12 protein-coding genes and 2 pseudogenes are annotated in these 13980 nt (G+C 50.2%); 6 read left to right on the top strand and 8 right to left on the bottom strand.

What is annotated here, in order from left to right; genetic code table 11:
• Positions 1–209: 209 nt before the first annotated feature.
• The 3 genes from ACRDD5_RS17120 to ACRDD5_RS17110 form a co-directional block, all read right to left on the bottom strand.
• Positions 210–686 (bottom strand): DUF2778 domain-containing protein, encoded by a 477-nt coding sequence (locus ACRDD5_RS17120; RefSeq protein WP_438677448.1) that lies wholly within the window; start codon positions 684–686, stop codon positions 210–212.
• Positions 683–1165, bottom strand: coding sequence for an Hcp family type VI secretion system effector (locus ACRDD5_RS17115; RefSeq protein WP_271284075.1), 483 nt, complete (start codon positions 1163–1165; stop codon positions 683–685). Before ACRDD5_RS17115 ends, ACRDD5_RS17120 begins: the two co-directional genes overlap by 4 nt.
• Positions 1166–1300: 135 nt before the next feature.
• Positions 1301–2182: a LysR family transcriptional regulator gene (locus ACRDD5_RS17110; RefSeq protein ID WP_438677447.1), complete on the bottom strand. Its 882-nt coding sequence runs from the start codon at positions 2180–2182 to the stop codon at positions 1301–1303.
• Between the two features lie 109 nt (positions 2183–2291).
• On the opposite strand from ACRDD5_RS17110, the gene ACRDD5_RS17105 reads away from it, so the two are divergent.
• A complete protein-coding gene (locus ACRDD5_RS17105; RefSeq protein WP_438677446.1) occupies positions 2292–2942 on the top strand; it encodes a DsbA family protein in 651 nt (216 codons plus the stop codon).
• An 8-nt stretch (positions 2943–2950) separates the two neighbouring features.
• Positions 2951–3802 carry a Vmh family MBL fold metallo-hydrolase gene (locus tag ACRDD5_RS17100; protein WP_438677445.1) on the top strand — a complete coding sequence of 284 codons (852 nt, stop codon included), beginning with the start codon at positions 2951–2953 and terminating at the stop codon, positions 3800–3802.
• A 182-nt stretch (positions 3803–3984) separates the two neighbouring features.
• On the opposite strand, the gene ACRDD5_RS17095 is transcribed toward ACRDD5_RS17100, so the two are convergent.
• The 3 genes from ACRDD5_RS17095 to ACRDD5_RS17085 form a co-directional block, all read right to left on the bottom strand.
• A complete protein-coding gene (locus tag ACRDD5_RS17095) occupies positions 3985–4299 on the bottom strand; it encodes a cupin domain-containing protein (protein WP_271284071.1) in 315 nt (104 codons plus the stop codon).
• Between the two features lie 401 nt (positions 4300–4700).
• The gene (locus ACRDD5_RS17090) at positions 4701–5090 is read right to left on the bottom strand and encodes a VOC family protein (RefSeq protein WP_271284070.1); all 390 of its coding nucleotides are present in this window, start codon (positions 5088–5090) and stop codon (positions 4701–4703) included.
• A gap of 244 nt (positions 5091–5334) precedes the next feature.
• Positions 5335–6252: a LysR family transcriptional regulator gene (locus ACRDD5_RS17085; RefSeq protein ID WP_438677444.1), complete on the bottom strand. Its 918-nt coding sequence runs from the start codon at positions 6250–6252 to the stop codon at positions 5335–5337.
• Positions 6253–6356: 104 nt separating this feature from the next.
• On the opposite strand from ACRDD5_RS17085, the pseudogene ACRDD5_RS17080 reads away from it, so the two are divergent.
• The 3 genes and pseudogenes from ACRDD5_RS17080 (at position 6357) to ACRDD5_RS17070 (ending at position 10423) form a co-directional block, all read left to right on the top strand.
• Positions 6357–7566: pseudogene (locus ACRDD5_RS17080) on the top strand (MFS transporter).
• A gap of 648 nt (positions 7567–8214) precedes the next feature.
• A complete protein-coding gene (locus ACRDD5_RS17075) occupies positions 8215–8955 on the top strand; it encodes a Slam-dependent surface lipoprotein (protein ID WP_438677443.1) in 741 nt (246 codons plus the stop codon).
• 52 nt (positions 8956–9007) lie between these two features.
• Positions 9008–10423: a surface lipoprotein assembly modifier gene (locus ACRDD5_RS17070; RefSeq protein ID WP_438677442.1), complete on the top strand. Its 1416-nt coding sequence runs from the start codon at positions 9008–9010 to the stop codon at positions 10421–10423.
• A 540-nt stretch (positions 10424–10963) separates the two neighbouring features.
• Here the strand turns inward: ACRDD5_RS17070 and ACRDD5_RS17065 are convergent.
• Positions 10964–12418: an MFS transporter gene (locus ACRDD5_RS17065; protein ID WP_438677441.1), complete on the bottom strand. Its 1455-nt coding sequence runs from the start codon at positions 12416–12418 to the stop codon at positions 10964–10966.
• A gap of 103 nt (positions 12419–12521) precedes the next feature.
• On the opposite strand from ACRDD5_RS17065, the gene ACRDD5_RS17060 reads away from it, so the two are divergent.
• Complete coding sequence (locus tag ACRDD5_RS17060; RefSeq protein WP_271284063.1) at positions 12522–13325, top strand: helix-turn-helix transcriptional regulator; 804 nt, start codon at positions 12522–12524, stop codon at positions 13323–13325.
• A 219-nt stretch (positions 13326–13544) separates the two neighbouring features.
• Here ACRDD5_RS17060 and ACRDD5_RS17055 read toward each other — a convergent pair.
• A pseudogene (locus tag ACRDD5_RS17055) lies at positions 13545–13980 on the bottom strand (catechol 1,2-dioxygenase); the annotation flags it as partial.

The following is a 13980-nucleotide window of genomic DNA, read 5'->3' as shown; positions in this document are numbered from 1 at the left end:
AATCAGCAACATGTTGATGATTACTGAGGTGCAGAGAACGGTTAACATGAATACATCATTCCAGCTCTGCTCAGTAATAAAACCTACCCAATCGCTAAAAAGTTGAAACAGATATACCTCGGGCAAGAGCAGATAAAATACTGAAAAAATCAGGAGAAATGACAAAAACTGAATGAACCATAAACCCGCTTGTTTCGCTGGCGTCATTATTAGTACACCTGAATAGTGCCGTAAGCATTAAGTGAAGCAGATACCCTTATTGAAGGGGTCCTCAGGAGCGCCTCCCGCAGTATCGCAAAATGAGAAGGAGAAGGCAGCGTAATGCAGCCGTTACTAACCCCTTCGTAACCCGCCGGGTGAAGTCTGAAGTTTCCCCTTTCAACTTGCTCAATAAAAGTGTGGTCGTCAACAAGGCCATCGACCCGGTATAGGGCAAACCATATCGAGTGATCTGAACCTGTGTATTTCGTCGCGAAAACATCTCTTACACGGGTGCTTAAGCTTCGGGGCCGATCAACAATGTAATATTTCCCAGGCGGAAGTGGGCCAATATTCTTTACTGCGACAGAATCAGGGTTATTTCGGTGATGCCCTGTATTACCTGAATAAGCGGGGAAAAAACCGATACCCGGGCAACTCAGATTAGACAAAGCATTCCCGTTCAGCCGGAAGGTACAATGGATCATCGTTCGTTCCACGCATCAGTGAACATGATATTTCCGTCACAGTGTTTCCAGGTGATTTTTTCATAACGTAGTGAAATAGCTTCGAGATGATTATGCTTTTCGGTGCTGGAATTTTTGCAGTTATGCATCAGAGGGCAGACTGAGACGACTTTGACGCCTTCCAGCAGCATGTTGAAGTATTCAACCTCCTGCCCCGCATCGTTGATGTGATACCACTTAAATTCGGCGCTCTTTAGCGTCTGACCTTTCGCCACAGCCTTGTAAAGGTAAGGGCTTGATGAATCGAATTCTTTTTCAAACGTTAACGCACTATGTACGCGAGTACCTGTAATTTTACCCGTCATATTGTCAGTGGGTAAATGTAGCCCATGCGCGAAACTATGAATCTCAATGCTGCCCTCGCGATCCAGTACATCGACAGAACCGGTAATGTCAGCACCGCCATCGTCTTTTAGCCATAAGTAAGCCGGAATAGCCATAACCACAATCTCCATTTGAGTTAAGGAAGTCACAATTTTAATATGGCTATTTTCAGTTGTATACAAAACAATCAAGAGCGTTGATTATTCATAATCTACAGGATGTATTATTCGGCAAATTCATAATGCTCCGGCTTACGATTGCATCAGATGCTGTTTGATGGCGTCGAGAAACAGACTGAGCGCCGCATGCTGATGATCGCGGGACTGATAAAGCCCGTAAATACCCAGCGGCTGCGGCTCCAGTTGCGGTAATACCCGTACCAGACAACCGCTTTCCAGCCCGCTTCGCGCCTCGATGGCTGGCACCATCGCCAGGCCGACACCTGCGGCGGCCATATCGCACAACAGTGACGAGATCCCGGCACTGAAATTACCGTTCACCGCCACCGACATTCCCCCTTTCTCCCGATCGCGAAAAGACCATGACTGCCCGGAAAAACGGCTGTAGTGCAGACAATTATGCTGGGCGAGATCCTCAGGCGTGGTCGGCACCCCCGCCCGCTCAAGGTACGCTGGCGAGGCGCATAACACGGACTGGCATGTTCCCAGATAACGAGCGATAGCACCCGGTTCCGGTTCATTGGTGATCCGGATAGCCAGATCGATGCGCTCCCCCACCAGGCTGACCGGGTGGTTATTGATATCAACCTCAATGCGCAACGCGGGATAAAGGGCGAGGAAAGGCGGGATCACCGGCCCCAGCAGGTGCGTCGCCGTAAAATGGGCACAGGCGATCCGTAACGTACCCGACGGCGTCATTCTGGTTGTATCCCCTTCAATGCCCTGAGATAGCAGGGCCAGTTGCCGGGTTTTCTCCAGCGTTTTCTCTCCCGCAGGGGTGATGGTGAGCCGCCGGGTTGAGCGGTGGATCAGTCGCGCCCCTGCCCACTTTTCCATCTCATCGAGATAGCGGCTGACCATCGGGCGAGATATGCCCAGCGAACGGGCAGCCGCACTCAGGCTGCCGAGTTCGCAGATACGGTTATAGGTGATTGCCGCTATGATCCTGTCCATTGCCTCTCCATCTGATCGTTTTACGAAACTCAGCATGTATTGTTTCAGGAATTCTATCAGACATACAAATCCGTAGAATGTCCTCACCCCCAAAACGGAGAACATCGTCATGGCATTTGAGGCCGGGCTTTACTGGATTATCGATCCCCTGTGTGGCTGGAGCTATGGCGCTCTGCCGCTGCTTAACCGCATCGCCGAGGATTTTTCTGCGCAGCATATCTTGCCGGGCGGGCTTTTTATTGGTTCCCATCGCCGACAGCTGGACGCCAGCTGGCTGGCACACGTTAACGAGCATGATGCCCGTATCGCCGCCTTAACCGGCATGACGTTTGGTGCGGACTATCGCCACACGCTGCTGGCCGACAGCCAGCTTGTCCTCGACTCCCTGCCGACCACGCGCGGACTACTGGCAGCACAGCGGTTTGCCCTGCCCGGCGCCGATCTGCACTTTCTCAACGCCATCCAGCGGGCCTGGTACCAGGACGGGAAAAACATCACCCATCCCGAGGTGGTGAATCAGATTCTGGATCAGACGGCGGGGCCTGACATCAGGCTCGGACAAATTCAGGAAAATGAAACGCTGGAGAGCATTCAGCATGCGCGGATGCTCATGGCAATGGTCAAAGGCCAGGGGTTCCCCACGGCTGCGATTATCGACACCGACGGGAACAGCACGCTGCTGCCTGTCGGACGTTATTACGGTGAACCCGATGCCTTTTTCGCGCTGGTTAAACCGCAACTCACCCGAATAAACCACTAAGGATCACCATGAACATGAAATCCCTCTCGCTGGTATTAACGCTGGCCGCTGCGCCCGTATTCGCCGCCCCGCTGCACCTTGAGGTCTATAACCCACAGGAAAAAGGCATTTTCCCGGTCTCGTCCACCCTTGTCTCCGGCCCGACTGAAGCGGTGTTGTTTGATGCCCAGTTCAGCGTTAAAGATGGCGAGCAGCTGGTGAAGATGATCAAAGCCGGTGGCAAAACCCTGAAAGAGATTGTGATCACCTCTGGCGATCCGGATTTCTATTTCGGGCTTGAGCCCCTGGTGGCCGCGTTCCCGCAGGTAAATGTGGTGGCATCTCCGGCCGTAGTTGATCATATCAAGGCCACCAAAGACGCCAAGCTGGCGTTCTGGGGCCCGCAGATGAAGGACGGCGCACCGACAAAAATCATCGTGCCACAGGCGACAAACGCCACCCGCTTTACCGTCGACGGCGAAGCGCTGGAGTTAAAACACGCCGGTGAATATGCCGCGTATGTCTGGATCCCGGCGAACAAGGCGATTCTCGGCGGAACGGGGATTGCCTCCGGCATTCATGTCTGGACCGCTGATACGCAAACCCCAGCGGTCCGTCAGGGTTGGATGACGGTGCTTGGCGAAATGCAGTCTCTGAAACCGCAGCAGGTTATTCCCGGTCACTACCTGGGTGCGCGCCCGGAAAACGACGCGGCCATCACCTTCACCCACACTTATCTGCAAAAATTTGAGCAGACGCTGGCCAGCCAGAAGGGGTCGACCGCGGTTATTGACGCAATGAAAGCGGCGTACCCGGGTCTGGCGGATGAGAGTTCGCTCGAACTGAGCGCGAAGGTCAATACCGGCGAGATGAAGTGGTAAGCCCTGTCGACATATTTACCCGTTGAGGGGGGTTGTAGGCCGGGCAAGCGAAGCACCCCCGGCTTTAATCCGCTCTCCGTTTGTAAACATAAGCTGAAACTGGCAACTTCCGCTTATGGCACTGAGCGGACGAGTTTACTGGGTTGATGATCCGCTGTGAGCGAGGAGCGGACATACTATCGTTAGGCAATTTCCGTTTCTGGTAAATCTATGATAACCAGTACGCCAAAGCTGCCTGTTTCAACAGTATGAGAAATGCCAGCTTTGGCTACATAAAGCTGGCCAGACGTTACAGATATTTTTTTTCCTTTTACACTAAGCTCCAGACGTCCATCAATAACCAGTAACCCCTCGTCATACTCATGTACCTCTTCAATTACCGATCGTTCATCCATTCGTAAAACTTTGAGATTCACTGTACCAATGCGGCCTAATACATGAGAGTGCCAGGCCTCAGGTAATGCATGTGCTTCGGTTCTAAGGTCATAAAGCGACATAACGTCATTCCTTTTGATGTTCGTTTAATGCTCTTATGCCATATAAATTCCCTGCCGTCATATAACAAATATGGAAAAATAAGTTGAATAAGAAGCTATATCCTTCCTCAATACACACTTATTTTTGAAGTAACACATGCTGCAATCTGACCTGACCAGAATCCTATTGATCAAAGGGCAGATGGGTTAATCGCGTCAGCTAATGGCACGAGACGGTCAGCCAACCGAGCCGTATGTCTGAAGCAGAAGTACAGTAAATGATGTAAGGCTTTCCTGATCGTGGTGCAGTAATGTCAAATTCATCAATTGGCTTACACTCTTTATTCACAGCTAAATAGAAAATTTATTTTATAAAAGATGCATAGCCACTGGTAATTCAGACACTTCCGCGCCGCAAGTCATTATCGTGTCTCGTGGTAAACAGCCTCAATATTGTACCCATCAGGATCAAGGATAAACGCGGCGTAATATCCGGGGTGATACTGAGGCCGGTACCCCGGTGCACCATTATCTTTTCCACCTACCCGGAGGGCGGTAGAGTGGAATGCGTCCACTTCCTCTTTGTTTTTTGCACTGAAGGCGAGATGCATCCGGGGCGTGGCGGGCGTGCCCTGTGCGATCCAGAACGCGCCTCCCGGATCTGACCCTTCATCGGGTCTGGCAGGACCAAAACCTACCGCTTTATCCGGTATTTCAAGCCGGGCAATATGGCCAAGGCTTGCCAGAACACGTGTGTAAAACAGTTTACTGTCTTCAAGATTGGTTACGCTGAATCCGGTGTGATCAATCATCCTTACACTCCTATCTGCAAAGAAGAATATGCAGTAAAACATTCAATCACCGGATGATGTTTGATTTGGCATAAGAACAGGTGGTTATGCCAGTGCTATTCCTGCGCGTAATTATTCTCGCAGGGCCATTGACCTGCTCCCCGTTGATTAACACAGACTTAAGCCTGCAACGTCAGCTTCTGGCTGAGGGACTGCATTGAGCTAAGACCCGACGTTCAGTATGTTGTGGCTGTTCAATACGCTCTTATGTTACCAAGGGTAGATGGCTCAACTTCTGATGCATAAAATCAATAAGTGCTCTTGTTTTTGCGGGTAAGTAGCGTCGATTGGAATAAAGCGCGAATAAGTGCAATGGGGCCGCCGATTGTTCAAACGTAATCTCGATGAGTCGCCCATCATTGATATAGGGCTGGCAGGCTTGTTTCGAAAGAATGGCAAAACCAACACCTGATACAGCAGCCCGTCCAGCCATCTCTCCGCTGTTTACCCGATAATGCCCTTTTACTGCAATTGTCTCGAACCTGCCTTTTCCACTGACAAATTGCCATGGTGCCCCTTTCAGTGCACTTACCGTTGTAATACAGGGTAATTCTTCAAACTGCTGGATATGAGAAGGGGTTCCATAACGCTGAATGATGGAGGGCGCTGCAACAATGGTGCAAGGGATAGTAACCAGATGACGGGTGATGTAGTCACTGTCATCCATCTGACCACGGCTAACAATGATTGCTAAATCAAGATCATCGCGAAGAGATTCGAAGCCTGACAAATTTGTGACACAGCTGATCTCCACATCCGGATACTGACACGCGAAATCGGCAATAACAGAACCCAGCAATGCTGGTCCTATTTCATTGGGAATACAGATCCGTAATGGGCCTTTGAGTTGAACCTGTCCTTGGGTCAATTCAGACTCAGTTTGTTCAAGTGCTTCAAGCAGTGGTTTTGCTCGCGCATAGAGTAGCTGTCCCGCTTGGGTGAGCTTCATATGGCGTGTGCTGCGTTCGATAAGCTGAAGGTTCAGTTTTTCTTCTAACTGAGAAATACAACGGCTTACGTTTGATGTCGGCATTTCAAGCGCTCTGGATGCCCCAACGAAACTTTCTCTGTCAACCACGGCGATGAACACTTTCAGGGTAGTAAAGTCGAGAGCCGGACGCATAGCAAATCCCACATTTGATAACAATACTCGCCATTTTTACCATCTTATGCGGGTTATTGATACCCGATAAACTTTTAGCATCCATTTCTTATAGGCTGCTTGTTATGCCACAGGTTACTCAGATGTTTAATCACAAAACACTCATGCGGATAGCCATCATCATTGCCTTTATCCAGTTTACTAATGCGTTGGAATACATGGCATTAACGCCTGTTTTTTCCTTTATGGCAGAAGCGTTTTCTGTTCCGGTTTCATTTTCTGGATATGTCTCCGGCATGTACACATTAGGTGCAGTTCTTTCCGGTGTTGCTGCTTTTTATTGGATAGACCGATTTGATAAGAAGCGATTCTTAATGCAGAACATGCTGCTGCTGGGAGCACTGACGTTTGCGTCTACATTTACAACAAATTTTGACACCCTATTGGCTCTACGATTTTGCGCAGGATTGGTTGGCGGTACAACGATGGGGGGTGGGGATGAGTATCTTGATAAACGACTCCCCTGTTAACATGCGTGGGAAAATGCTGGCCACGGTAATTGCGTCATTTTCGATAGTAAGCATCGTTGGTATGCCATCAATATTATTTCTTTGCACACACTATGGCTGGCATATTTCACTGTGGTCAATCAGTTTTCTGTGTCTGCTGTCTTTACCGCTTATAGCCCTTTTTATTCCCAGGGATGCAGCTCAATCACCCGCTAAGAACAAGCTAACTATTGATGCTCAAACCCTGCTTTTTGCCTCTTGTAATGCACTGGTACAGTTTAGCCCAATGCTGATCATTCCCATTTTGACCCCATTGATGATCCATCATTTGTGTGCACAACAAGACCAGCTGCCATTGCTGTTCTTAAGCGGAGGGATTGCAGGCTATCTCTCTACAAAAATAACAGGAGTTCTGACATCACGCTTTTCCGCTCTGATGCTGGCGACAATCTCAACGTTACTTTTTTTAGTCAGTTTACTGATCCCTGCTATGGGCTATCACAGCGCGGTTCTCTTTATTACTTTATTTCTGGGGGCTTCGTATAGTCGGCTGGTTTCATCATCTTCGGTTACGATCCAGTATCCAGCGGATGAACAGCGCGCCAGTTTTTCTTCGTTACAGGCTGCGATAATGTCCCTGATAACAACTCTTGCATTCTTTTTGTCGTCTTTATTACTGCCTGACCACAGCATAACAGCACAGAACTTAGACCGATTACTTGCACTCTGTGCATTAGCTGCGACTGGGTTTCCCCTGATGGTCATGGCACTACAAAAGAAACTGGCTAAACGTATTCCCCAGCCCGACCACTTTGTTAATGATTAGCACAACGTCCGCTGTTGGCACTGAGCGGACGAGTTTACTGGGTTGATGGTCCGCCGCGAGCGATAAGCGGACATTGGTTTTATATCAAAAATGACATTTTGTGGTTAAACCTTCGTTGAGCAACGGCATCACGGCTTCGCCAACGATAATATCGATTTGGATCTTTTGTTCACTTCTGTACATAAGCTGGTCTCTGAATGCCAGTTATTCCCCTTGCAGAAAAATTCTGACGCAATGACTTCTCAGAGCTTTCAGCCAGCGAGACGTGATGCCTGCGCTGACACAACATCGATACGTCGTGATGCAACGCAACCCGATTTTCTATCATACAAACAGGAGATTCAGTAGCTAATGTTGAAAAAAACGCAAACACCTAAGTTAAATTATATGTAACAAGCATGAGAGGATGAATAAGGGCACATAATAGAAAGCGCGTGAAAAAGCGCTAATTAATCGCCTTAAGTTAAATTAACGCCGGTTAACTGATCCACAGGCGCAACGTTGTGTAAGTTATTGTTAAGATTAATCTTAGAATTAACAGAAATAAGAACTATTCATTAGAGATACTTAATGTTTTGACGTAAATTTATTCGCAAAAATTATGTTACAAATCTTACGAGTTTATTCACAACCAAGGACGTTTAGCGTATGGGGATCTTAAAACCTGGTTTATTACTGACCGCTTTTGTGCTGACTGCATGTGGTGGCGGCGGTGGTGGTGGCGGTGGTGGCGATAGCACGCCCCCGGTAACCACTGCGCCTGTGCAAACGGATAACGGCAATACGGTTACCGCACCGGAAACCCCTGCCACGGCACCGGTCAGCCTGACCACCGGCGGTACCCTTTCTGGTTGGACCTACACCACCCCTGAGGGCCGTGAATATGTTATGCGCGGCACCGGGATCTCTGCGGGCCTGGTGCAAACCCAGCGGCTCACCCGTGACGACCGTTCCGCGGTCTCCTCAACGTCATGGTGCTGTGGCCGTATGAGTTACACCACGTTCGGTACCTGGACACAATTTGAAAAAGGTCAGCATGACGTCTTCTACACCGGGGATGCCACGCTCGCGGCTAACGTGCCTACCCAGGGAACTGCGACCTATGTGGGTCACGGTATGCGTGAAAGCACCCTGAGTGATGCTCGCTTTAACATTGATTTCGCGGCGAAAACCATCAACGGCACTATTACCGGAAATGATACCTTTGGTAGCGAAGTTGCGATGCAGGGCAACATTGCCAACGGTGGTTTCACCGGTAATGCGCAATCCGGCGGGCAGGCGGGGACGTTCACCGGACATTTCAACGGTCCCACGGCTGAAGAGTTAGGCGGTCTGGCGCAGTTTGCAGACACGACTAAAAACGCTTCCTTTGGCGCGACACGTCAATAAATCGTTTTCCGGTCAGCCTGACTGACCGGACCTTCAGATGGTAAGCCTTTCTATGAATATTTTGCGTACTGGCGCGCTGAGTGTGCTGTGCCCGCTCAGCGTTGCGTTTGCTGCGCCGCCGGAAACCGACTCGATTCCTGCTGCTCCCCACTTTGAACGACTGACCACGCCGGACAAGCGCACCGAGCCTGGCGAAAAGACGCTGCATGTTACCAATGCTCAACTGGCGGAACAGCCAGAGCTGGCGATGGCGCTGCTCGATCAGGCCATTCGTGAAGAAAAGTGGCCGATGGTTCGTGCCATTTTACCTGTCTATGCGGCGTCACCAAATCCGGATTCTACCCTGATTCATTTTGCAAAAGCCGGTCTGGCACGCAGTCAGGGGCATTATGCAGAAGCGATTGAACACTATCGTGCGATTCTGAGTAGGCATCCTGATTTTGCTGCGGTGCGTCTGGATTTAGCGCGTGCCATGTTTGAAAATCGTCAGTTTGACGCGGCTGATTATCAATTTCGTCGTGTATTACAAAGCAATCCGCCTGAGAATATTCAGCAGGTCATTGCACAATATCTTGAGCGCATTCAGAAAGGCAGCGCATTAACGGGCTCATTCAGCGTGAGTTATCTGAATGACAGCAATGTGAATAATGCTTCATCTGGTAAAACCATTCGGGTTGGTGATCGTCTGTTTATTCGTAATAAGGATAGTTTCCCTCAGCGCGGAGAAGGTTTCTGGTTCAATGGCGCATTACAAAAAGATGTTCAACTCTACGATCAGCATGGCTTGCGATTTCTTGGTACGGTAAACGGTAAGAGTTACTGGAATAATCATGATTTTGATGATATTACCACCCGTGCTTATGCTGGATATCAATGGCGTAATTTCCGGCAACAATTTGCCCTGTTGCCTTTTTATGAAAAAAGATGGTATGGCACCGAGGCGTATTCTTCTGGCCCTGGCGTCCGCGCCGAATACAGTTATTTACTTACGCCCACCTGGCAGGTAAGTCAGGCGCTGGAATATCAGAAACTGGATTATGATGATAAAGATTATCGATTCTTGCGCGGGCAAAATCGTTACTCTTCCACAACCCTGTCCCATGCCTTCAGCAACCGGGTGTCAGGATTTGCAGGCTTCGATCTGCTCGATCAGCAGACCTTCACTCGCAGTGAATCTAACCATCGGGTAGGTTTGCGCAGTGGGGTGCAGGTTGATATGCCCTGGCAACTCTCTTTTGCCGCCACCACGGCCATTGCCAGACGCAATTACCAGGCCGACAGTGATATCTTCTCGACACGGCGCAAAGATAACGAACAAATCTATAACTTCTCGCTCTGGCATCGAGACCTCTATTTCTTTGGGGTGATGCCGAAACTGAATTTCACCTATAAGCGGGTTGATAGCAATATCGATTTCTATGATTATCGACAGAGGAATGTCACGCTTTCTCTGGATAAGAATTTTTGACTGGAGAAGCCATGACACAAGATTCTGCCGCTAAATTCGACGCTACTCGTGCAGGAGAATACGCACGACACAGCCGGATTGCCCTGGCCGGATAGGATGTCTGCCACGAACTTGCTCGCGCGAATGTAGCCGGAGCTGGGGTGGCAAATCGCTGGCGAATGAACGGCGCGGGGGCGGAAGAGCTCCGGTCTAAAATGAACAACATTTTGTAGGGCACAGAGCCACCTCTGTCGGAAAATGCCGTTTTTGCGTTGCTTAGCGACGCGGGCTTTGAGGATCTCGTACGCTTCTTTTCCAGCCTGTTCTGGGGAGCCTGGCTGGCCCGGCGTGCGCCAGGGATGAAGTGATCGACCCGAGGAGCACGCTTTAGTGATGCATTTATGGCGGGGGCCTGATGGTATTTTGGTGGATGAGCGTTTTAGTTGTCATCGTCCGCCTGCAGGACTGCTGCGAGCGATAAGCGCACATCATGCATCCTTGCTTATACCTAACAGTTCAATCCGTTTCTATCAGCCTCAAGAGGCCGCTGATGAAATTAGGTCAACTTTCTGTCGGTTGCGTTTTTTTCAAAATCAGCAACGACAGGCAGATTAATGCCGACGCAGCGAGGTTGTACAGCATCCCGGCAACAAACGCAGAAGCATACTGCCCGGCATGTGGCAGGTGAGTCGTTTTTGAAAGCGCACCATTAAACAGAATGCCAACGACGCCAACGCCCAGAGCAGCCCCGATTTGCTGAACCGTCGAGATAACCCCGGATGCCATGCCAGATTCCGCTTCTTCAACAAAACTCAAAACAAGATTCAGTAATGGCGTCATAATATAACCCTGGCCAGCACCGACCATAATAAGTGCAGGAATTAACTGCACTGGTTTCAGTTCTGATCCTGACATCCATACCTGAAATATCATTATTGCAATGAAGACCGCATAGGTTAATGCGCCAATAAAAAGGCTATATGTTCCCCATCTGGCAACCAGTCGCGGTGCAGCCAGGGAGGCAAGCATAAAACCTACGCTACAGGGAGCAAAGATACTTCCTGCATGGAAGGAATCCAAACCCAGCCCCGTCTGTATCAGTAAGGCAAAGCAGAGAAAGAATGAACTTGAGGTAGAGTAAACTAATAACACCAGCATCGTTCCCAGCGAGAAATGGCTATTCGCCATCAAGCTCATATCTACCAGGGGCCATTTGCCTGCTATTCGACGTTTCTCTTGTTGTCGATAAAAGAGTATCAGTATAGCCAGTCCTATACCTGGTGCCCACCGGCTCCAGTCAGGCCAGCCTTGCACTGGTCCTTCTATTAATGGAGCCAAAATCAGAACCAGCCCGCAACTGACTAGTAGCACACCTGGCCAGTCCAGCAGCGGCCTCTGCGGGGCACGGGATTCGGGAATTGATCGTGCTGCGAGAATAGCTAAAGCGCCAATCGGCAAATTAATGAGAAAAATGCTGCGCCAGCTCAGACCAAACAAGTCCACGTGTACCAGCCATCCGCCCAGCACCTGACCGGCAATAGCGGCCAGCCCCAGTGTCATCCCCAACAAGCCAAAGGCTTTGCGCCTGTCATTATCCTCAAAGTTAACAAGAATGGAGGCATAAACCTGCGGGAACAATAATGCCGCTGCCAGCCCCTGCAAAACCCGGGCGCAAATAAGATAACCGGTGCCTGGCGCCAGGCCACAGAAAGCTGAAGCCAGCGTAAAGCCAGCCATACCAGTAATGAATAATCGACGGCGACCAAACATGTCCCCCAGTCGCCCCCCAGTAATCAACATAACGCCAAATGCGAGTTCATACCCGGCGACGATAAGGCCAATCTGCGCAAAATTCGCTCCCAGTCTGGTCTGAATACTGGGGATGGCGACGTTTACGACAAACAGATCAAAGATGGTAACGAATCCCGCAAGGAGCAGCACGGACAAACCAGCCCAGGGAGGCGCACCACGCGAGGGACGTTGGGAGGGAATGGTAAAACAGGAGGTTGAACTCATATTGCATATCCAATTCAAGAAGAATATGCGACGATTCTCGCTGTCTTGTTAAACGATTACAATTTAACACTTTATACTATTACTTTAAGCAACGAGATGAGCGATGCGGACATTAAATCGAACGCGTACTGATCTGGCGGCCTTCCTGCGTGCGCAGCGGGAACGTCTGTCACCTGTCGACGTAGGGCTTCCCAGCGGAACCCGGCGCCGGACGCCAGGCCTGCGGCGTGAAGAAGTCGCAGCACTTGCGGGTGTTGGCCTCACCTGGTACACATGGCTTGAACAGGGCCGGGATATTGGGGTGTCATCCACCTTTCTGGATAATCTGGCGCGGGTGCTGAAACTGGATGCCGCTGAACGTCGACACCTGTTTATGCTCGCACATGAGCGCCCTCCGGCCGAACCCGGTAAAACCTGGTGTGTACTACCACCACTTGTAAGACGACTGATGCATGATCTGCCGCATCCCGCTTTCGTGCTTAATCTGCGCTGGGACGTCCTGGGTTTTAATGCATTAGCCGACGAGTTATTTAATTTTGGCTGTCATATACCCGAGCAGCGTAACCTCCTTTGGCTACTTTTCACCGATAACACTCTTCAGAGACGAATCGTAGACTGGAATGAACAGGCGCCGCTAATGCTGTCAAGCTTTCGACGAGATTTCACTCGCGCCAGCCAAAATACGGATATAGCTGAATTGGTAAATGAGCTGGAATATGTCTCGCCAGAGTTCAAAGGCTGGTGGCGACAACATCAGGTTCCCGCGAAATGCAATGGAGTCCGTCATTTGCTGATAGGGGAACAGGCCTTGCCTTTCGAATTCACGTCACTGACTGTGGATGAAGACAGACATTTGAGATTGATAGTGTATGCACGACAAATAGAGGGTTCTGAATGCCCTAATTAGCCATTTTTCAGGGAAAGAAATCTCGCGCCGCGTTCTTCGTTTCATGGCAACGTCCCCCTTGATTAAGGATAGCGTTGCATCGACCTGTTGAACTCACAGCACTTAACTGACCATCAAACCAAAAAATCTCTACGCCGTTATAGTCGATATCCCTTATAACAAAAAACCGGGACCGCTTATCGCGATCCCGGCCTTTTACTCACACAGCGCCTACTGCCATCACTCCTTCACACGCAGTCGCTTAATCTTCTGTTCCTCGGCCCCTTCATTCGTCTCAACCAGCGTAAAACTAAAATTCACCTCCGTATGCTCCCCATTGAGATCGCGCGCCTGCGCCACGCTGGCATCGGTGATCTTCACTGGATCCGCAATCAGCTCCGCACGGGTCGCAAAGGCAAAGTCATCCCACAGATACTCATCCCCGTTCAGGTTGATCTGCGTGGTCAGGTGTTTGTACCCCGGCGCCGACACAAAGAAATGCACATGCGCCGGGCGATTGCCGTGACGGCCCAGGGCGGTGAGCAGCTTCTGGGTTGGGCCATCCGGCGGGCAGCCGTAGCCGCACGGCACGATGCTGCGCACCGCATAGCGGCCGTTTTCATCGGTCAGGATGCGGCGACGCAGGTTGTATTCGCTCTGGGACTGATCAAAGAAC

This window comes from Silvania sp. (assembly GCF_051656365.1).
In the GTDB taxonomy this organism is placed as follows: Bacteria; Pseudomonadota; Gammaproteobacteria; order Enterobacterales; family Enterobacteriaceae; genus Enterobacter; species Enterobacter hatchlandensis.
The sequence above is the reverse complement of the archived record's forward strand: the minus strand, read 5'-3'. Positions and strand labels throughout refer to the sequence as shown.